The sequence below is a fragment of the Corynebacterium sp. 2571A genome (assembly GCF_055700935.1).
In genome coordinates this window covers 152,011-176,200 of sequence record NZ_JASTTE010000003.1, presented here as the reverse complement: position 1 = coordinate 176,200, position 24,190 = coordinate 152,011, and the positions used below count along the sequence as shown (strand labels likewise).

Here is a 24,190-nt window from a genome sequence, read left to right as displayed (position 1 = left end):
TTCCGGCGACCGGGCATCGTCACGCAGGGTTTAGTGCTGGCCCTCTGCGATCTCCTCAACCAGCTTGTCGTTGAAGGCCGGCAGATCGTCCGGCGTGCGGGAGCTAACCAGGCCCTGGTCGCAGACGACCTCGTCGTCGACCCAGGTAGCGCCCGCGTTGCGCAGGTCCGTCTGCAGGGACGGGAAGGAGGTCAGGGTGCGGCCCTTGAGCACGTCCGCATCCGTAAGGATCCAGGCGCCGTGGCAGATGACGCCAAGCGGCAGGTACGCGTCGACGTGCTTGCCCACCAGCTCAACCGCGTCCTTGTCCATGCGCAGCGCATCCGCGTTGCCGGTGCCACCGGGCAGGATGATGCCGTCGAAAGACTCACCCTTGGCCAGGGCCGTGGTGGTATCGACGTCCACCTTCGTGCCATTCTTGCCCTCGATGACGCCGCCCTTCGGGGCGATAATCTTCACGGTCGCGCCCGCGTTCTTCACGGCCTCGACCGGGGAGGTCAGCTCCGAATCCTCGAAGCCGTCGGTAGCGATAACCGCAACGGTCTTGTTGGACAGATCAGCCACAACAATCACTCCTTGAAATTCGAAAGTAACTTACGGTCCCCGATCGTAGGCGCCCTTTTTCGTTCTTGCAGAAGCCCTCCGCACGCGGTGAATCTGGGCCCAAAAGGCTTACACTTCGATGCCCGCGGCCTTAGCCACCTTCCGGTACCCGGCCGCGTGGTCCGCGACGCTGGCGTGGGCGTTTAGCCCGCTTGGGTTGTCGAGTACAAACAGGCGGGTGCCCTCCCACGGCGAGTCCTGCTCCCCGATGAGCGCCTTAGGCTGACTGAAAGCCTTGCGGTAGGCGGTAATCCCCAGCACCACCACGACCTTCGGGTGGTGCTTGCCGACGATGTCCTCCAGGCGCGCCGGCGCCTGGCGCAGCTCGTCGGTGGTTAGCTCATCGGCGCGGGCGGTGGCGCGCGGAACGAGGTTAGACACGCCGATGCCGCGTTCTTGCAGCTCGGCAAAGTCGGCGTCCGCGTAGCCGCCCGCGGCATCGAATTGGTGCGTGGTCAACCCGGCTCGGAAAAGGCCCGGATAGAAGCGATTACCCGGGCGGGCGAAGTGCGCGCCGGTAGCGGCGGTCCATAAGCTCGGGTTGATGCCGACGAACAACAAACGCAACGGCTCCGGCAACAGATCCGGCACGGTGGCGCCGCGGTAGCCGGCCAGTTCTTCTTGGCTAAAACGCATGGGCCCCAGGCTAGTCCCCGGAAGCGGCTAGACTCTAGCACCATGCCTTCCCTGTTGGTCACCGCCTTCGGCCCATTCGGCCCCAGCACGTACAATCCGACGCGCGCGGTACTGCCCGGCATCGAAAGCGCGCTTGCCGATGCCGCCGCCATCGCCACCGCCGTACTTCCCGTGGAATTCGCCGCGGCCCGGAAACAATTGGACGAGCTCATCGCCAGCCACAGCCCGGATTTCGTCGTGAGCTTGGGGCTGGCGGAGTCGCGCCGGGCGCTATCCATAGAAAAGGTGGCGGTTAATGTCATGGCGGCGCGCATCCCCGACAACTCCGGTGCCCAGCCGGTGGACGAGCCGGTCTGTGCCGGTGCGCCCGCGGCGTATTTTTCTACCCTGCCAGTCGCCGGCATGGCCGCGGCGGTGCGCCGAGCGGGCCTGCCCGCGGAGGTCTCCTACAGCGCGGGCACCTACGTGTGCAACACCGCCATGTTCACGGCCCTGCACGCCACGGCCGGAACACCCGCCCGCGCCGGGTTTATTCACGTGCCCCAGGCCCTCGGCGCGGAATCCCCTGCCACCGGAGCCCTCGCCCAGGAGGGCCTCACGCAGGATGAGATCACGGCCGGCATCGTTGCTGCCTTGCGGGCGCTCACTAGCGAAAAAATAAACTAAAGCTTGCGGTTTTAGGACTATATAATAGTGTCCTCTACTTTGGGCGATAGCTTTTAAGCGCTGGGCGCAGGGACAACAATTCTGGAAAAGCTAGTTTTAGTCTTTCCTTAGGGTGCTTTACAGTAGGCGTTCTATCCCACAGAATCGAAACTTGACTGACTTTTGTCCTTTTTCGTGGCACCTAGATCTATAGCCTGGCCTGTTTCTAGACGTTGAACTTAAAGTCCACGACGTCGCCGTCCTGCATGATGTAGTCCTTGCCTTCCTGGCGGACCTTGCCGTGGTTGCGGGCTTCGGCCATGGAGCCGGCGGCATCGAGGTCCTCGAAGGAGACGATCTCGGCCTTGATGAAGCCCTTCTCGAAGTCGGAGTGGATAACGCCGGCGGCCTGCGGGGCGGTATCGCCCTGGTGGATGGTCCAGGCGCGGGACTCCTTCGGGCCGGCCGTCAGGTAGGTCTGCAGGCCGAGGGTGTTGAAACCGGCCTTGGCCAGGGTCTGCAGGCCCGGCTCGGTCTGGCCGACGGACTCGAGCAGCTCGAGGGCTTCGTCGTCGTCCAGCTCCAGCAGCTCGGTCTCGGTCTTGGCATCCAGGAAGACGCAGTCGGCCGGGGCGACCAGCTGGCGCAGCTTATCCTTCTTAGCCTCGTCAGTAAGCACCTCTTCGTCCGAGTTGAACACGTAGAGGAACGGCTTCGCCGTCATCAAGTGCAGTTCCTTGAGCAGATCGAGTTCGACCTTGCCGTCCTTGGCGGCGGCGAACAAGGTGGTGTCATCCTCCAGGATTTCCTGGGCCTTCTTGGTCTCCTCGACGGTCTCGGCCAGGTCCTTGTTCTTCTTTGCCTCCTTCTCCAGCCGCGGCAGGGCCTTTTCGATGGTCTGAAGGTCGGCCAGGATGAGTTCGGTGTTGATGACCGAGATATCGCTGGTCGGGTTGACTTGGCCGTCGACGTGAATGACGTTGTCGTCGGAGAAGGCGCGCACAACCTGGCAGATGGCGTCCGCCTCGCGGATATTGGACAGGAAGGCGTTACCCATGCCCTCGCCCTCGGAAGCACCCTTGACGATGCCGGCGATGTCTACGAAGGAAACCGTCGCCGGCAGAATGCGCTCGGAGGAGTAGATTTCCGCCAGGCGGTTCAGGCGCGCATCGGGAAGCTCCACCAAGCCCACGTTGGGCTCGATGGTGGCGAACGGGTAATTCGCCGCCAAGATGTCGCTGCGGGTCAGGGCGTTAAACAGCGTGGACTTGCCAACGTTGGGCAATCCGACAATTCCTAATGTAAGACTCACGTGCCCAATCCTAACGCACCGGGGGCCGGTAGCCGACAGCCGGTCGCAGGTATTTCCCATTCTTACGCCCTTTTGAGGCAAAATAGTGAACGTGAGTTCTCAAGAAGATGAAGGCGCCAACCCGGCCATAACCTCCGCGGAGGGCCAACAGAAGTTACTGAAGTCGGTCTCTCCCCACCCACCGGGCGACCAGGTCGACCGCTTGGTCGTGCTCGGCCATTACATCCGCAGCACCGCCCTGTGGTCGGTGCGCATCTTCGTCATTGGGCTGCTCGTGTACGCCCTCGGCTGGCTCATCGGCAGTTTCTGGCAGGGGATCCTGCCGGTCATCCTGGCGCTGATCGTCTGTACGGTGTTGGCACCGTTCGCCGGTTGGCTCCGGCGCCACCGCTTCCCCGCCTCCCTGGCCGCGGCGATCACCATGCTGACCTTCGTGGCGCTGGTCGGTGGCCTCATCGCGTTCATCGCGCCGGATTTCGCGCGCCAGTCGCAGTCGCTGTACCTGCAGACCGTCGAGGGCATCCAGCGCCTGCAGCTGTGGGCGCAGGGACCGCCGCTGAACCTGGACAGCGACGACATGGGCCAGTACATCGACGACATCGCCTCCTGGCTCCAGGCCCAGGCCGGCGACATCGCCGGGTCCGTGTTCACCGGCATCGGCACGGCGACCTCCCTGCTGATTACCCTCGTGGTCGTCACCGTGTTGACGTTCTTCTTCCTCAAGGACGGGCACAAATTCCTACCCTGGCTGCGCGAGAGCGTCGGCCGCCGCGCCGGCTGGCACCTGACCGAGCTGTTCACGCGCGGCTGGAACACGCTGGGCGGGTTCATCCGGGCCCAGGCGCTGGTCTCCGGCATCGACGCCATCTTCATCGGCGGCGGCCTCGCCATTATCGGCGTGCCCCTGGCGATGGCCCTGGCGATCATCACCTTCATCGCCGGGTTCATCCCCTTCATCGGCGCCATCGTGGCGGGCGCGCTGTCCGTGACCATCGCCCTGGTCTCCCTGGGCTTTACCGAGGCCCTCATGGTGCTCGGTCTGGTCCTGCTGGTCCAGCAGCTGGAGGGCAACGTGCTCTCGCCGTGGCTGCAGGCCCGCGCGATGAGCCTGCACCCGGTTATCGTCCTGGTCTCCGTGACCCTGGGTTCGGCGCTCTTCGATCTGGTCGGTGCCTTCCTCGCCGTGCCCGCCGCGGCGATGATCGCGGTGGCCTACCGCTACGTCCAGGACATCCTCATGCTGCAGTCCGGCGAGAAGACCACCGACGACGTCGAGTTCTCCACCATGGCCGGCTACCTCGTTGGCCGCGTCAAGCAGGAGCAGGGCCTGCGCCAGCGCCAGGATTGGCGCGAAGAAGCCCCCGAGCCCGACGGCGCGGACGTGAGCGAACTGGTCGATCTGAGCTCCCCGCCACCGGAGTACGAGCGTCCGGCGGCCCGCACCGGAATCCGCAAGCTGAAGGATAAAATCGCGCGGATGTTCGAAACGCGGGAGGAATCTTAGGTCTCCCGTCCGGCGGGTGTGCGAAGTTAGAAGGTATGAGTACTTCCACGCTCGCCACGGTTGCCTTCCTTCTCATCAGTGTGGCCCTCGGAGCCGTCCTGGGCTGGCTCGGGCATGCCCACTGGCAGCGCCGGCAGCCCACCGCCCCCACGGCCGGACCCAGCGCCGCCGAGCAACAGCAGGCCGCCCTGCAGGCCTCCCAGCAGCGGCGCGCCGACGTCGCCGAATCACTAGCTCCCTTGGAAAAGGCCATGGACCGGCTGGGCCTGCACCTGCGGGAGCTGGAAGCCGACCGCGCCAGCGAGTTTTCCTCCCTGCGCGGCCAGGTCCAGGCAATGATGCGCACTTCTACCCGCCTGTCCGACAGGACCGACCAGCTGGTCACCGCCCTGCGCTCGCCCAATGTGCGCGGCCGGTGGGGCGAGATGCAGCTCGAGCGCGTCGTCGAACTGGGCGGCATGGTCAAGCACGTGGACTTTAATCCGCAGGTTTCCGCCCACTTCGGCAGCCACCAGGTCCGCCCGGACCTGCTGGTCCACTTGAGCGGCGGGCGCCATATCGTCGTCGACGCGAAGGTACCGTTTAGCTCCTACCTCGACGCGTTGGAGGCCCAGGACCCGGAGGAACACGCGGCCTTCCTGCGCCACCACGTCCACCAGATGCGCAACCACATCACCACGCTGTCGGGCAAGGACTACATCGAGGCCTTCCAACCCACCCCGGAATTCGTGGTCCTCTTCGTGCCCGCGGATCCCTTCTTGGACGCCGCTCTCAGCGTAGACCCCGAGCTTTTGGAATTCGCCTTCTCCCGCAACATCGTGATCGCAACTCCCACCACGCTGTTCGCCCTGCTGCGTACCGTGGCGCTGGGCTGGCGGCAGGAGGATCTCTCCGACAAGGCCCGCGAGGTCCAGCGCCTAGGGCGCGAGCTCTACAGCCGGGTCAACACCGTGGGCGAGCACTTCAACAAGGTGGGCCGCAACTTAGAAAAGGCGGTCGATGCCTTCAACTCCACTCTGGGTTCCTTCGACAGCCGCGTCATGGTCACCTCAAGGCGGCTCGCGGAGATGGATATCCCAGCCCGCACGGATAAGCACCCGCCGCAGATCTCCCCGGTAGAGTCCTCTCCGCGCCACGCCGCCGAGTCCGACTAGCCTTTTGCTCCCGCCTGCTCCCGGCCCCGCCCGAAACTTACGCCCCTGCCTGGGAGACTTAGGGCACGCGGCTAAATGATTCCCAGGACACGATGGGCGGCAGGTAGAATAACGCCCCGTGTCACATGCGAACGCTTTTCATAAAACCCAGGCTCGAACGGCCCGCGGTGGGCTGCCGCTCGGCATGGCAATTGCTATCGTCGCTGCGGCTTTGACCACCGGGCTTCTCCTGTCCCTTCTCTTCGGGGACCTGGGGTGGCCGTACCTGCTCTGCTACATCCTTAGCGTTCTGGCTGTCACCTGCACAGTGGCCCCGCGGGGGTTGTACCTGACCGTGGCCACTTCCCCGCTCCTTTTCACCGTCTTCACGCTGCTCTGCGGCTGGCTGGTGACCCAGGCCCGTGCCAGCGAGGGGGCCTCGGCGTTTTCTACTACCGCCCTGGTCACCGGCGCTTTCCCGTTCCTGGAGCACTTCATTCCGTTCTTCCTGGCCACGCTGGCCTCCATCGCCATCATGGCCTTCCGCCTGTGGCGGCTGCGGTCTAACGCCCGCACGGAAAACGAAAAGGCCCAGGTCGCCCGCCGGGCCGAAGCCGCCGCAGACAAGCGCAACCGCGACACCAGCGCCCGGGCCCGCGAGCGCAGCAGCCGGCTCACCGTGGCCGAGCTCATCGCCCGCAACGAGGAGCAAAAGCGCCGCGCCCAGGCCGGCAATATCCCGCTCGGCCGCACGTCCGGGCAGGGCTCCGAGCAGCCCGCCCAGGGTGCCCGCGTCCGCGAGCGCGACCGCGAACAGCGCCGGCAGGAGCAGGCCAACCAGCAGGCCTACCGCCCGGATCCCAACCGCCGCGCGGGTGGCCCGGGCTCCTCCCTCCCCCGCTACGGCGAGGCCGCCGGCCGGCCGGCTGGGACGTCGCGCCAGTACCCGCCGAAGTCTCCAGCCCAGTCCCAGGCGCGCCGCGTGCGGCAAAATCCCTCCCGCGACGACAACCTCTACGAGGACTAGGCGAAGGGCTAGACGCGGCACGATACGCACCAGCGGCGAGGCGATCACTGCTTTTTCACGTGACCGCCTCGCCGCTTTAATTGTGCCCCGGTACTGGGGCGGTGGGCCTAAGACTGGTTTGCTGTGGTTTCCTCGGCTGCCTTGGTACGAGCCGGACGCAGTTCGCGCGGGAGGGCGAACTGGATGGTCTCGGTGGTGGTGGTTACCTGCTCGACGTCGCTGTAGCCGCGCTCGTCTAGGTACTCGAGCACCTCGCGGACCAGCAGCTCCGGAACGGAGGCGCCGCAGGTCACGCCGACGGTCTGCACGCCGTCCAGCCAGGATTCGTCAATCTCCTTAGCGAAGTCGATCAGGTGCGAGTCTTTCGCGCCCGCGTCTAGGGCCACCTCAACCAGGCGGACCGAGTTCGAGGAGTTGCGGGAGCCGACCACGATCATCAGATCGCACTTCGGGGCGATGGCCTTCACCGACTCCTGGCGGTTCTGCGTGGCGTAGCAAATATCGTCTGACGGCGGGTTCTCCAGGTGCGGGAAGCGCTCGCGCAGCTTGTTGACGATGGTGATGGTCTCATCGACCGACAGGGTGGTCTGGGACAGCCACACGAGCTTTTCGTCGTGGAGGAACTCCGGCAGCTCCTCCACGCCTTCCACGCCGTCGACCAGGTGGGTAATCTCCGGGGCCTCGCCGGCGGTGCCTTCGACCTCCTCGTGGCCCTTATGCCCCACCAGGAGGATGTGGTAGCCGTCGCGCTCGAAACGCTGGACTTCCTTGTGCACCTTGGTCACCAACGGGCAGGTCGCATCCAGTGTCAGCTGGCGGCGCTGCTGGGATTCCTGGCGGACGGCCGGGGAAATGCCGTGCGCAGAGAAGACCAAGTGCGCGCCCTCGGGGGCCTCGGATGCCTCGTCGACGAAGACCACCCCGCGCTCGGCCAGGGATTCCACCACGTAGCGGTTATGCACAATCTGCTTGCGCACGTAAATCGGGGCGCCGTATTTCTCCAGCGCCTTTTCTACCGTCTCCACCGCGCGGTCCACACCGGCGCAGTACCCGCGCGGGGCCGCGAGAAGCACATTCTTTCCAGCATCAGTCATGCCCCCAGAATAACGAAATCCACTGCAAAACAATAGACTGGGTGCAAACGCCTATAATCACGGCAGAACGGGAGGAAGCTCACACATGAACGCACCGGCGAATACCCCGGATACTCCGTGGCCGGTGGGCAAGGTCAATGACCAAGTCAAAGGGTGGATCGAGCGGCTAGGCTTCCTCTGGGTCGAGGGCCAGCTGACCCAGATCAACGTCAAGAACACCTGGAAGCTGTCCTACCTGACCCTGCGCGACGTCGAGCAGGAAAAGTCCGTACAGCTAACCTGCCCCACCAACCTGATCCGCTCCCTGCCGACCCCACTCAAGGACGGCGACCGCGTCATCATCCGCGGCAAGCCGGCCTTCTACGCCGGCCGCGGCAGCTTTTCCCTGTGGACGACGGAGATCCGCCACGTCGGCTTGGGCGAGCTACTCGCCCGCATCGAGATGCTACGCAAGCAGTTGGCCGCCGAGGGCCTTTTTGATCCGGCCCGCAAGAAGCGCCTGCCCTACCTGCCGGGCAAGGTCGGCCTGATTACCGGCCGCGGCTCGGCGGCCGAACGCGACGTCATCTCCGTGGCCCAGGACCGTTGGCCCGCCGTGCAGTTCCGGGTCATCAACACGGCCGTGCAGGGCCGCTCCACGGTCCCGGAGGTCATCGACGCCCTGCAGCAGCTGGACCGGGACCCGGAAGTAGACGTCATCATCATTGCCCGCGGCGGCGGCTCGGTCGAGGACCTGCTGCCGTTTTCCGAGGAGGCCCTACAACGCGCCGTGGCGGCCGCGGCCACCCCGGTGGTCTCCGCCATCGGCCACGAGCCAGACAGCCCGGTGCTCGACAACGTGGCCGACCTGCGGGCGGCCACCCCGACGGACGCGGCCAAGCGCGTCGTGCCCGATGTCATCGAAGAAAAGGCGCTCATCAACGAGACCCGCCAGCGCATGGCCGGCGCGCTACGCGGCTGGGTGGACAACCAGCGCCGCGGCCTGGCCAATATCCGTTCCCGCCCGGTGCTAGCCGATCCCCTCTCCCCCATCACCGCGCGCCGCGAGGAGATCGACCGTGCGAAGGCCACCATGCGCCGCGACGTTAAGTACCTGCTCGACCGCGAAAACAACCGGGTCAGCGCCCTGCGCGCCCAGGTCTCGGCGCTCGGGCCGGCAGCGACCCTGCAGCGCGGGTACTCCGTGGTCCAGGTCCTGCCCCGCGACGGCAGCGGGCCCGAGGTGGTCACCTCCTACCAGCAGTCCCCGCCCGGCTCGCAGCTGCGCATCCGCGTCGCTGACGGTTCCGTCACCGCCGCGGCGATGGCCGCCAAGCCGGCCGACTAGCCAGAGCCTAAATACCGCAACTTACACCCCACAAAGAAAGGCAGACCAGCATGAACGAAGACACCATCGGCACCGGCCAGGCCGGCGACGACGCTTTCCCGCCCGTGGAGAACCTCACCTACGAGCAGGCCCGCGACGAGCTCATCGAGGCCGTCAAGATTTTGGAGCTCGGCCAGATGAGCCTGGACGAGTCGCTGAAGTACTGGGAGCGCGGCGAGGCCCTGGCCAAGGCCTGCGAGTCCCACCTCGACGGCGCCGCCCGCCGCGTGGAGAAGGCGCTGGGCAACGACCCGGACGCCGACGGCGAAGAGCCGTCTGACCCGGCGGACTAGGCCCGCATTAATACTTGAGCCTGTAAAACTAGCTAGTTAGAGAAGATAGAAAGGCACCACGTTGCAGATTTATGGTTACCCGGGCGAACGCGTCGACTTCGTCTCCGCCTCCGGATCGGCCGGGGCGATCTTTTTTGGTGATTCCCGCGCGCTGGTTGAGGAATTCTTCGGCCCGGCCCACCAGGCCGCCGGCGACATCATCAGCTATTTCAACGGCGCGATCGCGCTGACCTTCGAGGACGGCGGAGTCGCAGACGTCATCGTCAAGCCGCAGCTAAGCCGGGAAAAGATCGATGTTTTCCAGGCCAAGGAAAAGCTGACCGGGCTAACCCAGAACGAGCTAGCACAGCTGGCCCAGGGCCCGGGCGTGAGCGTGGAATTTACCGACCGGCTGGAGACCGTTACTTTTGCTCGCCGCTAGGCGCGGACACCTCGGCGACGGGCTCGGCGCCGACGATGGCGGAGATGAGGGTGCGGTAGTCGGCATCGTTAGCCGAGCCGGAGACCATAAGCCGCACGTCTCCTAGGTCGGCGGCCCACAGGTCGCGGACGTCGTTGTCGTCGCTGGTGTAAATCTCCACGGTCTGGCCGTCAATCTCCGTGGTGTCGGTCAACTCGCGGTAGTTGCCGTCGTAGCCGCGGCGGGCTTCCTCGTATCCGACGGTGGTCTGGGTGGCCTGGAGGTAGCCCTTCTCGGCGGAGACGAAGCCGACGATGGGGGCCGGCTCGCCGGCGACCTGGCCGCGGCGGGCGGAGTTGGCGTACCACCCCTCGGGCAGCTGCGGCAGGCGAGCCGGCACGCCGGTGGCCTGGGTCTCCATGCGCAGGAAGTTCTCCGCGTCCACCTCGGTGACCTCGGCCTGCGGCGAGTCCTCCGGGTTGACCGTGCACAGGCCGGTCGCGCCGACGACCGCCAACATCGCGATGACGGTTACGCCCAGCGACAGGATCATGTCCTTGCCGCCCTCGAAAAGTTTGGGTTTATTCTCTGCAGCCACGCCCTCCAGTATGGCAGTTGGCAACGCGATAAGAAAAACCCTCTGCCCGGCCCCCTACATCCGCCGCCTGGCGCGGGTCTTCCCACTTTCGGGGGCGTTTGCCCACAGGTAGGGCGTACCGCGGGTGGAAATGGCTATCGGCGTGGATAATAGAGGATGGATAATTTTCACATCCTCACAGCATTAAAAGGAAGGTAATCTCCTCGATGTCGAATTCTCACGCTGGAACCCCGGAGGCACCCGATCGCAACCTAGCCATGGAGCTGGTGCGGGTGACCGAAGCCGCCGCCCTGGCTTCGGGCCGGTGGGTTGGCCGCGGACAGAAGAACGAAGGCGACGGCGCCGCCGTGGACGCGATGCGCAAGCTCATCAACTCCGTGTCCATGCAAGGCGTCGTTGTCATCGGCGAGGGCGAAAAGGACGAGGCACCGATGCTCTTCAACGGCGAGGAGGTCGGCACCGGCGAGGGCCCGGCGATGGACATCGCGGTGGATCCGGTCGACGGCACCCGCCTGATGGCCGAGGGCCGCCCGAACGCTATTTCCGTCATCGCCGCTGCCGAGCGGGGCACCATGTACGACCCGTCGGCCGTGTTCTACATGAAGAAGATCGCCGTTGGCCCGGAGGCCAAGGGGCACATCGACATCAGCGCTTCCGTCGAAGACAACATCAACGCCGTGGCCAAGGCCAAGAACCTGCGCCCGTCGGATATCACCGTCGTGGTCCTAGACCGCCCGCGCCACGAGGATCTGATCTCTCAGATCCGCGCCGCCGGCGCGAAGGTGCGCCTCATCATGGACGGCGACGTCGCCGGCGCCATCGCCGCTGCCCAGGATGGCAACTCCATCGACATCATGATGGGCATCGGCGGCACCCCGGAGGGCATCATCACCGCCTGCGCCATGAAGTGTATGGGCGGCGAGATCCAGGGCCAGCTGTGGCCGAAGGACGAGCAGGAGGCGGAGAAGGCCAAGGCCGCGGGCCACGACCTGGACCGCGTGCTGACCAACGATGATCTGGTCTCCTCCGAGAACTGCTACTTCGCCGCCACCGGCGTGACCAACGGCGACATGCTGCGCGGCGTGTCCTACCGCGCCCACTCGGCCACCACCCGCTCGCTGGTGATGCGCTCGAAGTCCGGCACCATCCGCTACATCGACTCGATCCACCAAATGTCCAAGCTGCGGGAATACTCCGTGGTCGACTACTCGGATCCGAACGAGTAAACCGGACATACTCATCACAGCCACCCTCCGGCGTGCTTTTTGTCATACTGGAAGGTGGCTGTAACGCAGTTTTCAACAGCTCAATTAATCCAACTTAAGGAAGACGAGGTTCACATGACTGAGTACCGCATCGAACACGACACGATGGGCGAAGTTCAGGTCCCGAAGGACGCCCTCTGGCGCGCCCAGACCCAGCGCGCGGTGGATAACTTCCCGATCTCCGGCCGCGGCCTCGAGTCCGCTCAGATCCGCGCCCTGGGTCTTCTGAAGGCAGCCTGCGCCCAGGTCAACAAGGACTCCGGCGCCCTGGACGCGGACAAGGCCGACGCCATCATCGCCGCCGCCAAGGAGATTGCTGACAACCAGCACGACGACGCCTTCCCGATCGACGTTTTCCAGACCGGCTCCGGCACGTCGTCCAACATGAACACCAACGAGGTCATCGCCTCCCTGGCCGCGAAGGCCGGCGTCGAGGTCCACCCGAACGACCACGTCAACATGGGCCAGTCCTCCAACGACACCTTCCCGACCGCCACCCACGTGGCGGCCACCTACGAGGCCGTCAACGACCTCATCCCGGGCCTGGAGGTCCTGCGCGAGTCCCTGACCAAGAAGGCGCAGGAGTGGAAGGGCGTCGTTAAGTCCGGTCGTACCCACCTGATGGACGCCACCCCGGTCACCCTGGGCCAGGAGTTCGGTGGCTACGCCCGCCAGATCGAGCTCGGTATCGAGCGCATCAAGGCCACCCTGCCGCGCCTGGGCGAGCTGGCCATCGGCGGCACCGCCACCGGCACCGGCCTGAACACCTCCGCCGACTTCGGCGCGAAGGTCACCGAGGAGCTTAAGAAGCTCACCGGCCTGGAAGAACTGCAGGAGGCCCACAACCACTTCGAGGCGCAGGCTGCCCGCGATTCCCTGGTGGAGTTCTCCGGGGCCATGCGCACCGTGGCCGTGAGCCTGTACAAGATCGCCAATGACATCCGCCTGATGGGCTCCGGCCCGCTGACCGGCCTGTCCGAGATCCACCTGAAGGACTTGCAGCCGGGTTCGTCGATTATGCCGGGTAAGGTCAACCCGGTCCTGTGCGAGACCGCCACCCAGGTCTCCGCGCAGGTTATCGGCAACGACGCCGCCGTTGCCTTCGGCGGTTCCCAGGGCCAGTTCGAGCTCAACGTCTTCATCCCGATGATGGCTCGCAACGTGCTGGAATCCGCCCGCCTGCTGGCCAACACCGGCCGCGTCTTCGCCGAGAAGTGCGTCGACGGCATCACCGCCAATGAAGAGCGCATGAAGACCTTCGCTGAGTCTTCTACCTCGATTGTCACCCCGTTGAACTCCGCCATCGGCTACGAGAACGCCGCGAAGGCCGCCAAGCACGCTCTGCACGAGAAGATCACCGTCCGCGAGGCCGTCATTGATCTGGGCTTCGTCGACGGCGAGAACCTCACGGAGGAGGAGCTGGACCGTCGCCTGAACGTGTTGGACATGGCCAACACCGATCGCGACAACTTCTAAGGCTCCGCCGGAGCTTAATCGGCTAGAGCTTAATCGCTCACCCACGCCTCCTGCCGGTCCCCGTCGGGCCGGTGGGAGGCGTTATGCTTTTGTCATGCCTGCCGATACCTTCACGCTCTACCGCGAGTCCCGCCGCACCCGCCGCCGCCTCATCCTCACCGGGGTGGCCGTGATAGTGCTCGCGCTGCTGGCCGCCGTCGCCGCCTACCTGTTCAGGCCGGCCCCCAGCGAGCCGGAGCCGTTTTCCCTCCCCGCTGCCCGCGACGGCGCGGCCGGCGACTTCGACCTCAACACCGAGCCGGGCGCCGCTTCTGCCCGCGGCATGTTTTACGGCGAGCTGAGCGAGGAAGGCTCCCCCGAGGGGGCCTGGACCGCGGTGGCCGCGCTGACCGGGAAGACCGGGATCGTGACCTACCCGGACCAGAACTGCCAGGTCTACCTCTTCGATCCGGTGGCCGACGGCACCCGCGTCTCCTTCGACGCCGACACCCTCGCCGGGCGGTGCGAAGCGGAGGGCACCTGGGCTTTTGAGCCCGCCGGCAACGGCGTGCGCGCGACCTATACCCCGCTTGAGCCGGCTGCCGATGCCGCCCTGGTCCTAGGCACGCTGACCGCCGAATAGGCCGATGCGTAATGCCGGCCACACTCGGCCAAGAATTTTCCAGAAATCATAGTCCTTGCACTTGGTGCAAACTTGCACCACGTGTAAAGTTACACCCCGTGCAAGACGATGACTGTGTAGGACTGCGTGAACAAAAGCGTCGCAAGACCCGGCGCCGGATCGAAGGCTCCGCCACCAAGCTCGTGGACGAACACGGCTTCGGGGCGGTCACGGTAGAAGAGATCTGTGCGGATGCCGGCATTTCCCGGCGCACCTTCTTTAACTACTTCGACTCCAAAGCCTCGGCGGTCATGGGGAGCCCATCCCGGGAATTCGCGCCTGAGCTAATCGAGTGGTTCCTTAACACCCCCACCGGCAACGTGCTGGAGCTTAGCCTCACCCTCATCGCCAAGCACGTCGACGATCACTACGACGACCCGGAGATCCACGCGCGCCGGCAAAGGATTGCCCAGGACAGCGAGGCAGCCGCCGAGTCCTTCGCCCGCAAGAGGGCCAAGGCCGAGGAGCTGCGCGAGCTGATCGAGGAGCGCTTGGAGAACAACCCGGGCGATAAACAAGACCCGAGTATGTCCCCGCGGTGCGAAGCCGCGCTCATCGCCTCCCTGCTGCGGGAGTCGCTGTGGCTGGTAGCCACCGGGGGCTTCTACTCCACTGATAAATCTTTGACGGACAATCTCCGTCACTCCGCACAAATTATTACTTCGTATGCGAAAGGCCTGGCATGGTAGTTGCAAACCCCCACGCGGGTAAAAAGAGCGCCGACAACCTCGGCCTCATCTTCAGCGCGCTCGTGCTGACAATGTTGATGTCTTCGCTCGGCCAGATGATCTTCTCCGCCGCCCTGCCCACCATCGTGGGCGAGCTCGGCGGCGTCGACCACATGAGCTGGGTTATTTCTGCCTTCCTGGTCACCATGACCATCGCTATGCCGATTTCCGGCAAGCTGGGTGACCAGATGGGCCGCAAGTGGATCTATATCGCCGGTACCTTCACCTTCGTCATCGGCTCCACCATCGGCGGCTTCGCCAATTCCATGACGCTGCTTATCATCGGTCGCGCCGTCCAGGGCTTCGGCGCCGGCTTCATGATGATTTCCTCCCAGGCTATCGTGGCCGAGGTGACTTCCGCCCGGGAACGCGGCAAGTTCATGGGCATCATGGGCGGCGTTTTCGGCCTGTCTTCCGTGCTCGGCCCGGTGCTGGGCGGCTGGTTCACCGACGGCCCCGGCTGGCGCTGGGGCATGTGGATGAATATCCCGTTGGGCCTGCTGGCCATGGGCGTGAGCACCGCCGTGCTGCACCTGCGCGTCGGCGAGAAGAACCTGCAGAAGTTCGACGCCCTGGGCGCGACGTTCATCGCCATCACCACCGCCAGCCTGATCCTCATGACCACCTGGGGCGGCACCGAGTACGAGTGGTCCGATCCGATCATCCTGGGGCTCGCCGCCACCACGGTCATCGGCGCCATCCTGGTCGTACTGGTTGAGCTGCGGGCCACTGAGCCGCTCATCCCGATGCACCTGTTTAAGAACCGCAACATGGTGCTGACCACCGCCTCCGGCATGGTCCTGGGCCTGGCGATGTTCGGCGTGCTGGGTTATATGCCCACCTACCTGCAGATGGTCCACACCCTCACCCCGACCGAAGCGGGCCTAATGATGATTCCGATGATGGTCGGCCTTATCGGCACCTCCACCGCGGTGGGCTTTGTCATCTCCCGGACCGGCCGCTACAAAATCTTCCCGATCGTCGGCCTGGCGATCACCGCCGGCGCCCTCTACTGGCTCTCCCAGCTGACCGTGGATACCTCCCTGACCCAGCTGGGCGTGCGCTTCCTGGTCTTCGGCGTTGGCCTCGGCCTGGTCATGCAGGTGCTGGTCCTCATCGTCCAGAACTCCTTCCCGCTGTCCCAGGTCGGCACCGCGACCGCGGCGAATAACTTCTTCCGCCAGATCGGTTCCGCCCTGGGCGCTTCCCTGGTCGGATCCATGTTCATCCACAACATGCAGAACGAGATGGCCACCCGACTGCCCAAGGCCTTCGCCCAGATGGGTGAACAGGGCGCGGCCATGGCCCAGAAGTTCAGCGAGAATGGCGGCGGCGCCAACTCCCTGACCCCGAGCATGGTCGCCAACCTTCCCGGCCCGGTCAAGGACGCCATCCTGCATTCCTACAACGACGGCCTGACGCCCGTCATCCAGCTGATGGTCCCGATGGCTATCATCGCCCTGCTGCTCCTGCTGCCGCTGCGCGAGGAGCACCTCAAGGAGACCATCTCCTAAACCCCCTTACCTACTCCCATGCCAACGATGGCCACCCACCGCCGCACCTTCTTCCAGCCGCGGCGAGGGTGGCCATTGTGTTTTTCGCTTGCCTTCCAGCAAGTACTAAAAACAAAACGCGCCCCTACCCCAAGGTAGGGACGCGTTGCGTGCAGTTGCGGTTGAGAGGAGCTAGTCCTCAGCGGGCGCGGTGCCCGGGGCATCCGGCTTAGGCAGCAGCTTTTCGTAGACGACGGTGTCGCGCCACTGGCCGGCGAGCTCGCCGTAGGTCATCTTCGCCAGGTGGGAGTAGGTGCCCACCTTGTCAAAGCCGCGGGACTCGTGCAGCTTGGCCGAGCCGGTGTTTTCCGGGAAGATCCACGCGTGGATGGCCCACTTGTGTAGCTCCTGGCAGACCTCAATGAGCTTGTCCAGCAACGCCCCGGCCACGCCGCGGCCCTGCGCCGAGGGATCGACGTAGATGGAGTCTTCCACCACCCCATGGAAGACGGAACGGGAGGAAATCGGGGCGGCCGAAACCCAGCCGACCACCTTGTTGTCATCGTCTTCCTCGACGGCGACGAAAACAGTGGACAAGATCTTGGCGTTGGTGAATTGCTCGAGTGACAATGCCGTCGTTTCATACGTGGCGTGGCCCGTGTTCAGGCCTTCCTCGTAAATGTGCATCATCTGCGGGTAATCGTTTGTCCGGAACGGACGAATATTGAACGACTTTTTAGACATGCTGCCCATTATTCCTTGGTGTTGTTTTTTCGCGCCAGTCGGTTTCTAATAAACCCGCTAATAAAGCGCTTACCAGCTTCTTTAATGGTCGCCTTCCAACAAGTCCGTGACCAGTTCCGCGATGGCAGAACGCTCAGAACGCTGCAAGGTCACGTGTGCGAAGAGCTGATGCCCCTTGAGCTTCTCGATAACGGCCTGCACGCCGTCGTGACGCCCGACGCGCAGGTTGTCGCGCTGGGCGACGTCGTGGGTGAGCACGACGCGCGACCCGCGCCCCAGGCGAGAAAGCACGGTCAGCAACACGTTACGCTCCAGCGACTGCGCCTCATCTACGATGACGAAGGAGTCGTGCAGGGAGCGGCCGCGGATATGGGTCAGCGGGAGGACCTCGATGAGCTCGCGGTCAAGGACTTCGTCCATGACGTTTTCGGAGACCAGCCCGTCCAGGGTGTCGTAGACGGCCTGCGCCCACGGGTTCATTTTCTCCGATTCAGAGCCCGGCAGGTAGCCCAGCGACTGGCCGCCGACCGCGTACATCGGGCGGAAGACCACGATCCGGCGGTGCTCGCCGCGCTCCAGCACGGCCTCCAGCCCGGCGCACAGCGCCAGGGCCGACTTACCGGTGCCGGCGCGGCCGCCGACGGAGACGATCCCGACGGAGTTGTCCAGCAGCAGGTCCAGGGCGATGCGCTGCTCCGCCGAGCGGCCCTGCAGGCCGAAGGCGTTGGCGTCCCCTCGCACGACCTGGACGGAACCGTCCGCGGCCACGCGCCCCAGTGCCGCCTGCTGGCCGGCCCACAGCTTCACACCGCAGTGCACTGGCAGCTCGGCCACCGGCGTGCCCTCGCGAGTGCGGACGTCATCAATCACGACTTCCCCATCGCGATAGAGTTCGTCAATCACCTCGCCCGGCACGGCGGCGTCCGCCATCCCGGTGTACCCGGTCAGTACGACGTCCTGCGCGTGGTACTCGTCCGCGGGAAGTCCCACGGCGCCGGCCTTCACGCGCAGCGGCACGTCTTTCGTCACCAGCACGGTCTCCTTGCCCTCGTGCGCCAGGTTGAGCGCGCAGGCCAGAATCCGGTGGTCCCCCTCCGGGCCGCGGAAGGCGGCCGGCAGCAGGGATTGGTCTTGGTGGTTCAGCTCCACCCGCAGGGTGCCGCCCTCGTCGTTAGCCGGGACTGGCTGGTCCAGGTGGTCATAGGTGACGCGCAGCTGCTCCAAATGACGAAGAGCTTGGCGGGCGAACCAGCCAAGCTCTGGGTGATGACGTTTTCCTTCCAGCTCCGAAATGACAACAACCGGCAGGACGATGTCGTGTTCGGCGAATTTCTTCAGCGCCCAAGGGTCAGACAACAGCACGGAAGTATCCAGCACGTAAGTCTTGGTCTTGACGGAGGCGTCAAGGTGGGCGTCGGCAAGCGGAAGGGTGGAGGTCGTGGTCGGATAGGTCATGGCTTTAAGGTGCTCCCTTAAAAATTGGCGGTCAATCACGAACCAGTGGTGCCCGGCCCGTGCGGACACCACCCAATGTAGGCCGGCTAGGTTGAAATTACATGGGTGAAAGATGAACTTTAGTCAAACTAGCCGCGACATCGCGGCCACGCCTGCCTGAGCGATCACGAAACCCGCGGGGCCGCGGCCACAATTGCCGCCGCTTCCCGCGGGTGGTGCATCAGCGCGCCAGATAGAGGCGCTGCTAGCTATTAGTCGTTGACGTCGATGTCAGCCTCGTACTGGCCGTGGTCATCGTCGTAGTCCCACTCGATGGTGCCGTTGGTGAAGCTCTGCTTCCAGCCCTCGAAGCCGTCATCGTCATCATCGTCGCGCTGCTCCGGAGCGGTCGGCAGGCCGACCTTGCTGTCGACGCCGCCCTCGGCGGTCCAGGTCTCAGCGATCTTGCCGATGACCGGCTGGGCGCCGGTCTCCTCGGAGTAAGCCAGCAGCTTGTCATCGTCGAAGGTGGCAACGGAGCCGTTCTCGCCCTCGGTGATGTCCTTCGGCTCGCCCCACTCGGAGGTCTTGTCCTCGATGGCAGAAGCGAAATCAGCCGGAACTTCCTTCTCACCGGCGCCGGTCGTCACGGCCTTCTTGTCGCCGTTGGAACCGGAGTCGTCGCCATTGCCCTCGCCCTTGTCGTCGGCGTCGTCATCGTTGGAACCGGTGGCCTCGTTAGCGGCAGAACCGGCGGCGTCGGTGGCCTCGTTAGCGGCGGAGCCGGCGGTATCCTTGGCGTCGTTCGCAGCGTCCTCTGCGTCGGAGCAGGCAACTACGCCGAAGGACAGGGTAGCAGCTGCCAGGCCGGCAACCACCCGGCGAGAAATCTTGTTCATTGTCAATCCTCACTTTCGTCGGTAAATGCGCTTTAACAGCAACTTCCACCGTAAGAACCCATTCAGAGTTTTTCAACAATTATCCCAAGCTTTAGTCAGACATTATGGGATTAAGTCAAACTATTTGCGCCGTTTATGCCGGTCAGGGGATTTCTTACTTTTTGGTAACGAACGCCCGGACCGCCGGGCCTGCTTGGCCTTGGCCTTCTCCCGGGCGCTGCGCTTCGGCTTTTCCTGGCGGGAGGAGTTCTTCGTCCGTCCCTTCGCCACGCCCACGAAGTCCTGGATATCGTCGGCGTCGCGGTCCTTCTTCCACACCAGGCAGATCTCCGTGCGCGGCACCTCGGCGTCCACGAGCCCCAGCGGCACCACCTGCTTTTTGGCCAGCACCTTCAGCAGCGGGCGCGGAGCGATGACGATGCCCACGTTGGCGCCGACCACCTGCAGCCCGGTGCGCACCGCGTCGACGTCCACGAGCCCGGAGTCGGGGATGCGATAGTTGAGGTATTCGTCCGCCACGTCCTCCGCGCGGACGTCCTCGCCGACCTCGGCGTAGACCGAGTCCTTCGGGACAGCCACGCCGGGGGCTTCGGCGTAGAGGCGTACCACGTGGAAGGAGCTGTCGATGCGCTCGTCCCCGGCCGCCGGCACCCGCGCTAAGGCGAGGTCGGCTTCCCCAGACAATAAGGTAGCGAGCGCGTCGTCAGCATCCAGCGTTTCCAGGCCCCCGTGGGCGGTGTTTTCCCGGAACCGACGAAACCACTTTCCCGGCTCCGTGCCGGTAGCAAATGCTAGGCGCAACATGGTCCTTATCCTAGCGAAAGTGCTACCGTTATCTTTGTGACTGATTACCAAAAAGATTCCCCGCAGCAGCCCTCCGGCACCGCCATGCGCCCGCAGACCGCGGCCAAGAAGCTTGGTATCTACCTGCCGGCCACCCCGGAGTCCTTCCAAACTGGCGCGATAACCCACGCCGAGCTCCGCGAGCTCCAGCACAATCCCCCGGAATGGCTGGCCACCCTGCGCCGCGAGGGCCCGCACCCGCGCCCCGTCGTCGCCCAGAAGCTAGGCATTTCGGTGACCTCGCTGAAAAAGAACGACATGGACGCCCCGCTGACCACCGCTCAGATCAAGGAGCTGCTGGAAAACCAGCCCGAGTGGCTACGCGCCGCGCGCACCCAGCACGCCCAGGAACGCGACGATCACTCAGACGCCGACGAGGCGTCCGAATAGAAGCTGCAGCTAGGCCCTTGCTGGGCCTAGCTGAAGGGCTTAGATCCTTAGAGCAGCTTCCAGTCCTCGAGTCCCTCGTAGAGCGGGAACTGCTTGGTAATCTCCTCCACGCGGGCGCGCAGCGCCTGCTTGTCAGCCTTATCGCCGTCCACCAGGGTGGTGGCGATGATGTCGGCGACCTCGGTGAAGGCCTCGGCGTCCAGGCCGCGGGTGGCCAGCGCCGGCGTGCCGATACGCAGGCCCGAGGTCACCATCGGCGGGCGCGGGTCGTTCGGCACGGCGTTGCGGTTGACGGTAATGCCGACCTCGTGCAGCAGGTCCTCGGCCTGCTGACCATCGACCTCCGAGTTGCGCAGGTCGACCAGCACCAGGTGCACGTCGGTGCCGCCGGTGAGCACGTCGATGCCCGCGCCCTTGGCGTCGTCCTGCATCAGGCGCTCAGCGATGATCTTCGCGCCCTCCAGGGTGCGCTCCTGGCGCTCCTTGAACTCCGGGGTGCCGGCGATCTTCATGGCGATGGCCTTGGCCGCGATGACGTGCATCAGCGGGCCGCCCTGCTGGCCCGGGAAGACGTTGGAGTTCAGCTTCTTGGCGAACTCCTGCTTGGCCAGGATCATGCCGGAGCGCGGCCCGCCCAGGGTCTTGTGGACGGTGGTGGTGACTACGTCCGCGTACGGCACCGGCGACGGGTGCAGGCCGGCGGCGACTAGGCCAGCGAAGTGGGCCATGTCCACCCACAGGTAGGCGCCGACCTCATCGGCGATTTCGCGGAAACGCTGGAAATCCTGGGTGCGCGGGTAGGCGGACCAGCCGGCGATGATGACCTTCGGCTTGACCTCCAGGGCCTGCTCGCGCAGCTTGTCCATGTCGATGCGCATGGTCTCCGGGTCCACCTCGTAGGCGGCAACGTCGTAGAGCTTGCCGGAGAAGTTCAGCTTCATGCCGTGGGTTAGGTGGCCGCCGTGGGCCAGGGACAGGCCGAGGATCTTGTCGCCCGGCTCCGCCAGCGCGGCCAGCACCGCAGCGTTGGCCTGGGCGCCGGAGTGGGGCTGCACGTTGGCGAACTCCGCGCCGAAGATTTCCTTCGCACGATCGCGGGCCAAGTCCTCGACCACGTCGACGTGCTCGCAGCCGCCGTAGTAGCGGCGGCCCGGGTAGCCCTCCGCGTACTTGTTGGTCAGCACCGAGCCCTGGGCCTGCAGGACCGCGCGCGGGACGAAGTTCTCCGAGGCAATCATCTCGAGGGTGTCGCGCTGCCGGGCGAGCTCACCAGTAATCGCCGCATGCGTGTCCGGATCCAGCTCACGCAGCTCCTGGTAGCGAACGTCCGCGTTATTCGAAGCAGTCATAGAAATTCTTCCGTACCTTCCTTATGGGGCTAAACTCACCCGCCACTCCCCGGCCCGCTCGATGACCGAGAGACCCGGGGTTGTATTAGGCGTGCCACTTATCTTAACGAAAGTGAGTACTTTCCCGTTTAGTTCGGCCTTTCCCGCCACCCGTTTACACCCGGTTGGAGGGAGCTTTGGAACAATGGGTGTCATGGCGCGCACGCATGACCCCAGCCCCTACCTAAACTTCGACCGTGATTCCTGGCGCGAGCTGCGCAAATCCATGCCCCAGGTGCTAACCGAAGAAGAGGTAGCCAAGCTCTCCGGCTTGGGCGAGAACATCGACCTCAACGAGGTCGCAGAGGTCTACCTGCCGCTGTCGCGTCTCATCCATATGCAGGTCGAGGCCCGGCAGAAGCTCACCGCCGCCACCGAACAGTTTTTGGGCAATCCCCCAGCCAACGTGCCGTTCGTGATCGGGGTGGCCGGCTCCGTGGCCGTCGGCAAGTCCACCACCGCGCGCCTGCTCCAGGTGCTACTGCAGCGCTGGGCGCACCACCCGAAGGTCAGCCTGGTGACCACCGATGGCTTCCTCTACCCCACCAAGGTGCTCAAAGAGCGCGGCCTGATGCAGCGCAAGGGCTTTCCCGAGTCTTACAACCGGCGGGCGCTGCTGCGCTTTGTCACCGAGGTCAAGTCCGGCGCCGCCCAGGTCAAGGCCCCGGTCTATTCCCACGTGGTCTACGACATCCTGCCGGACGAGCAGCAGGTCATCGAGCAGCCCGACATCCTTATTCTGGAGGGGCTCAACGTGCTGCAGACCGGCCCGACGCTGATGGTCTCCGATCTGATTGATTTCTCGGTCTACGTCGACGCCCGCACCAGCGTCATCGAACAGTGGTACATCAACCGCTTCTTACGACTGCGCCACACCGCTTTCCGCAAGCCGGGCGCGCACTTCGCCCACTACGCTGGGCTCGAAGACCCCGAGGCCGCGGCCCAAGCCCGCGAGATTTGGCAGTCGATTAACCTGCCCAACCTGGTAGAAAACATCCTGCCCACCCGCGTGCGGGCTTCCCTAGTGCTCACCAAGGGCCCAAACCACCTGGTCGAGCAGGTGCGAATGCGCAAGCTATAAAACGCCGCGCGCTAAAAACCCTGACGGGCTATTTACCGAAGCGGCGGGAGCGCTGCGAGTAGTCGCGCAGCGCGCGGAGGAAGTCGAGCTTGCGGAAGGCTGGCCAGTAGGTATCCGTGAACCAGATTTCGGAATACGCCGCCTGCCACAGCAGGAAGCCGGACAGGCGCTGCTCCCCGGAGGTGCGGATGACCAGGTCCGGGTCGGGCAGCCCCTTGGTGTAGAGGTGGTGCGAGATGGACTCGGCGGTAACCCGCTCGGCCATCTCCTCCGCCGTGGTGCCCTGCGCGGCCTCCGCGCGCACTAGGTCCTGGACGGCGTCCACGATCTCTTGGCGCCCGCCGTAACCAACGGCCACGTTGACGATGACCCCGGAGTTATCCTGCGTCTTCTCCGCCGCCTGCCGCATACGCTCGACGACGCGGTCCGGCAGCAGGTCCAGGTGGCCGACTAGGCGGACCTGGCAGCCCAGGTCCCCGGTCGACAAGGTCTCTACGACGTCCGAGATGATGTCGAAGAGGAGTTTGACCTCGGCTTCCTGGCGCTTAAGGTTTTCCGTCGACAGCAGATAAATAGTGACAACTTCCACCTCGGTGTCGGCGCACCAGGAGATCATCTCGCCGATCTTCTTGGCGCCCTGCCGGTGCCCGTGGCTGATGTCGGTAAAACCAGCTTCCCGGGCCCACCGGCGGTTGCCGTCCGCCATGATCGCGACGTGCTTAGGCTGGGGTTTGCCCTTGAGCCCCCGCAGGAGCCGGGCTTCGTAGAGCGGGTAGAGCAAAGCTGGCACGAAATTCACGCCCTTAGTGTAGCTGGCTAATCACTCTCTCGAGCCAAATGCAGTTGAATGTCTAGAATTTCGAGGACTTGCGGTGGTCCAGCACCCCGGCCTCTTCCATGGCGGCGTCCAGCTTTTCCTTGTCGAAGGGATCGATGCCGTGCGCCTCGGCAAAGAGGGTGCGGCGGCGGAAGCGCGAGTAGCGGCGATGGAAAAACCACCCGGCCATGATGACGAAGACGCCCATGACGGCGAGGATCAGCAGGCCGATGGGCGAGGCCTTGCCGAACTCCGGGCCCACCGGGCCGTCGGAGCCACCCTGGGCCAGCAGCATGAGGCTGGGGTCGCTGGCGGCGTAAATCACGTGATCGCTGATACTCATCTAGGCGTCGTCCTCCT

Annotated in this window: 26 protein-coding genes; 14 read left to right on the top strand and 12 right to left on the bottom strand. The window is 64.8% G+C overall.

Annotated elements, in window-relative coordinates; genetic code table 11:
• Window positions 1–30: 30 nt before the first annotated feature.
• On the bottom strand, window positions 31–564 hold the full coding sequence (locus QQS53_RS07265; protein WP_070767940.1) for a type 1 glutamine amidotransferase domain-containing protein: 534 nt from the start codon (window positions 562–564) through the stop codon (window positions 31–33).
• A gap of 108 nt (window positions 565–672) precedes the next feature.
• Window positions 673–1,239: a mismatch-specific DNA-glycosylase gene (locus tag QQS53_RS07260; RefSeq protein WP_472775206.1), complete on the bottom strand. Its 567-nt coding sequence runs from the start codon at window positions 1,237–1,239 to the stop codon at window positions 673–675.
• 42 nt (window positions 1,240–1,281) lie between these two features.
• Between QQS53_RS07260 and QQS53_RS07255 the strand changes: the two genes are divergently transcribed.
• A complete protein-coding gene (locus QQS53_RS07255) occupies window positions 1,282–1,905 on the top strand; it encodes a pyroglutamyl-peptidase I (protein ID WP_472775205.1) in 624 nt (207 codons plus the stop codon).
• 205 nt (window positions 1,906–2,110) lie between these two features.
• Here QQS53_RS07255 and ychF read toward each other — a convergent pair whose 3' ends face one another.
• Window positions 2,111–3,196 (bottom strand): redox-regulated ATPase YchF, encoded by a 1,086-nt coding sequence (gene ychF / locus QQS53_RS07250; protein WP_472775204.1) that lies wholly within the window; start codon window positions 3,194–3,196, stop codon window positions 2,111–2,113.
• A 127-nt stretch (window positions 3,197–3,323) separates the two neighbouring features.
• Between ychF and QQS53_RS07245 the strand changes: the two genes are divergently transcribed.
• The 3 genes from QQS53_RS07245 (at window position 3,324) to QQS53_RS07235 (ending at window position 6,860) form a co-directional block, all read left to right on the top strand.
• Window positions 3,324–4,700 carry an AI-2E family transporter gene (locus QQS53_RS07245; protein ID WP_472775458.1) on the top strand — a complete coding sequence of 459 codons (1,377 nt, stop codon included), beginning with the start codon at window positions 3,324–3,326 and terminating at the stop codon, window positions 4,698–4,700.
• A gap of 35 nt (window positions 4,701–4,735) precedes the next feature.
• Window positions 4,736–5,854 carry a DNA recombination protein RmuC gene (locus QQS53_RS07240; RefSeq protein ID WP_472775203.1) on the top strand — a complete coding sequence of 373 codons (1,119 nt, stop codon included), beginning with the start codon at window positions 4,736–4,738 and terminating at the stop codon, window positions 5,852–5,854.
• Window positions 5,855–5,972: 118 nt separating this feature from the next.
• Entirely contained in the window at window positions 5,973–6,860 is an 888-nt protein-coding gene (locus QQS53_RS07235) for a DUF6542 domain-containing protein (RefSeq protein ID WP_472775202.1), read from the top strand.
• Between the two features lie 107 nt (window positions 6,861–6,967).
• Here the strand turns inward: QQS53_RS07235 and QQS53_RS07230 are convergent, their stop codons facing one another.
• On the bottom strand, window positions 6,968–7,954 hold the full coding sequence (locus QQS53_RS07230; protein WP_472775201.1) for a 4-hydroxy-3-methylbut-2-enyl diphosphate reductase: 987 nt from the start codon (window positions 7,952–7,954) through the stop codon (window positions 6,968–6,970).
• Between the two features lie 85 nt (window positions 7,955–8,039).
• Here QQS53_RS07230 and xseA point away from each other — a divergent pair, with 85 nt between their 5' ends.
• The 3 genes from xseA (at window position 8,040) to QQS53_RS07215 (ending at window position 10,034) form a co-directional block, all read left to right on the top strand.
• Window positions 8,040–9,281, top strand: a complete 1,242-nt coding sequence (gene xseA, locus QQS53_RS07225; protein WP_472775200.1) for an exodeoxyribonuclease VII large subunit — start codon at window positions 8,040–8,042, stop codon at window positions 9,279–9,281.
• 50 nt (window positions 9,282–9,331) lie between these two features.
• The gene (locus QQS53_RS07220; protein ID WP_472775199.1) at window positions 9,332–9,613 is read left to right on the top strand and encodes an exodeoxyribonuclease VII small subunit; all 282 of its coding nucleotides are present in this window, start codon (window positions 9,332–9,334) and stop codon (window positions 9,611–9,613) included.
• 61 nt (window positions 9,614–9,674) lie between these two features.
• The gene (locus QQS53_RS07215) at window positions 9,675–10,034 is read left to right on the top strand and encodes a hypothetical protein (RefSeq protein WP_472775198.1); all 360 of its coding nucleotides are present in this window, start codon (window positions 9,675–9,677) and stop codon (window positions 10,032–10,034) included.
• Here QQS53_RS07215 and QQS53_RS07210 read toward each other — a convergent pair.
• Window positions 10,015–10,611, bottom strand: coding sequence for a DUF4245 domain-containing protein (locus tag QQS53_RS07210; RefSeq protein WP_472775197.1), 597 nt, complete (start codon window positions 10,609–10,611; stop codon window positions 10,015–10,017). The genes QQS53_RS07215 and QQS53_RS07210 overlap by 20 nt on opposite strands.
• Before the next feature lie 206 nt (window positions 10,612–10,817).
• Here QQS53_RS07210 and glpX point away from each other — a divergent pair, with 206 nt between their 5' ends.
• The 5 genes from glpX (at window position 10,818) to QQS53_RS07185 (ending at window position 16,255) form a co-directional block, all read left to right on the top strand.
• A complete protein-coding gene (gene glpX, locus QQS53_RS07205; protein WP_472775196.1) occupies window positions 10,818–11,837 on the top strand; it encodes a class II fructose-bisphosphatase in 1,020 nt (339 codons plus the stop codon).
• Window positions 11,838–11,951: 114 nt separating this feature from the next.
• The gene (locus tag QQS53_RS07200; RefSeq protein ID WP_472775195.1) at window positions 11,952–13,352 is read left to right on the top strand and encodes a class II fumarate hydratase; all 1,401 of its coding nucleotides are present in this window, start codon (window positions 11,952–11,954) and stop codon (window positions 13,350–13,352) included.
• Between the two features lie 94 nt (window positions 13,353–13,446).
• A complete protein-coding gene (locus QQS53_RS07195; RefSeq protein ID WP_472775194.1) occupies window positions 13,447–13,974 on the top strand; it encodes a hypothetical protein in 528 nt (175 codons plus the stop codon).
• 98 nt (window positions 13,975–14,072) lie between these two features.
• Entirely contained in the window at window positions 14,073–14,702 is a 630-nt protein-coding gene (locus tag QQS53_RS07190; RefSeq protein ID WP_472775193.1) for a TetR/AcrR family transcriptional regulator, read from the top strand.
• Window positions 14,696–16,255: an MDR family MFS transporter gene (locus QQS53_RS07185; protein ID WP_472775192.1), complete on the top strand. Its 1,560-nt coding sequence runs from the start codon at window positions 14,696–14,698 to the stop codon at window positions 16,253–16,255. Before QQS53_RS07190 ends, QQS53_RS07185 begins: the two co-directional genes overlap by 7 nt.
• A gap of 171 nt (window positions 16,256–16,426) precedes the next feature.
• Here the strand turns inward: QQS53_RS07185 and QQS53_RS07180 are convergent, their stop codons facing one another.
• The 4 genes from QQS53_RS07180 to QQS53_RS07165 all read right to left on the bottom strand — a co-directional run bounded on the left by QQS53_RS07180 (window position 16,427) and on the right by QQS53_RS07165 (window position 20,115).
• The gene (locus QQS53_RS07180) at window positions 16,427–16,978 is read right to left on the bottom strand and encodes a GNAT family N-acetyltransferase (protein ID WP_472775191.1); all 552 of its coding nucleotides are present in this window, start codon (window positions 16,976–16,978) and stop codon (window positions 16,427–16,429) included.
• A gap of 81 nt (window positions 16,979–17,059) precedes the next feature.
• Window positions 17,060–18,433, bottom strand: coding sequence for a PhoH family protein (locus QQS53_RS07175; RefSeq protein WP_472775190.1), 1,374 nt, complete (start codon window positions 18,431–18,433; stop codon window positions 17,060–17,062).
• Between the two features lie 251 nt (window positions 18,434–18,684).
• Window positions 18,685–19,311 (bottom strand): LGFP repeat-containing protein, encoded by a 627-nt coding sequence (locus QQS53_RS07170; RefSeq protein WP_472775189.1) that lies wholly within the window; start codon window positions 19,309–19,311, stop codon window positions 18,685–18,687.
• 120 nt (window positions 19,312–19,431) lie between these two features.
• Window positions 19,432–20,115 (bottom strand): LysR family transcriptional regulator substrate-binding protein, encoded by a 684-nt coding sequence (locus QQS53_RS07165; protein ID WP_472775188.1) that lies wholly within the window; start codon window positions 20,113–20,115, stop codon window positions 19,432–19,434.
• 84 nt (window positions 20,116–20,199) lie between these two features.
• Here QQS53_RS07165 and QQS53_RS07160 point away from each other — a divergent pair, with 84 nt between their 5' ends.
• On the top strand, window positions 20,200–20,544 hold the full coding sequence (locus tag QQS53_RS07160) for a DUF5997 family protein (protein ID WP_472775457.1): 345 nt from the start codon (window positions 20,200–20,202) through the stop codon (window positions 20,542–20,544).
• A 47-nt stretch (window positions 20,545–20,591) separates the two neighbouring features.
• Here QQS53_RS07160 and glyA read toward each other — a convergent pair whose 3' ends face one another.
• Window positions 20,592–21,893, bottom strand: coding sequence for a serine hydroxymethyltransferase (gene glyA / locus QQS53_RS07155; protein WP_472775187.1), 1,302 nt, complete (start codon window positions 21,891–21,893; stop codon window positions 20,592–20,594).
• 193 nt (window positions 21,894–22,086) lie between these two features.
• Here glyA and coaA point away from each other — a divergent pair, with 193 nt between their 5' ends.
• The gene (gene coaA, locus QQS53_RS07150) at window positions 22,087–23,013 is read left to right on the top strand and encodes a type I pantothenate kinase (protein WP_472775186.1); all 927 of its coding nucleotides are present in this window, start codon (window positions 22,087–22,089) and stop codon (window positions 23,011–23,013) included.
• 28 nt (window positions 23,014–23,041) lie between these two features.
• Here the strand turns inward: coaA and QQS53_RS07145 are convergent, their stop codons facing one another.
• Both QQS53_RS07145 and QQS53_RS07140 read right to left on the bottom strand, forming a co-directional pair.
• Window positions 23,042–23,812, bottom strand: a complete 771-nt coding sequence (locus QQS53_RS07145; protein WP_290225609.1) for an isoprenyl transferase — start codon at window positions 23,810–23,812, stop codon at window positions 23,042–23,044.
• A gap of 52 nt (window positions 23,813–23,864) precedes the next feature.
• Entirely contained in the window at window positions 23,865–24,173 is a 309-nt protein-coding gene (locus QQS53_RS07140) for a hypothetical protein (RefSeq protein ID WP_472775185.1), read from the bottom strand.
• Window positions 24,174–24,190 lie beyond the last annotated feature (17 nt).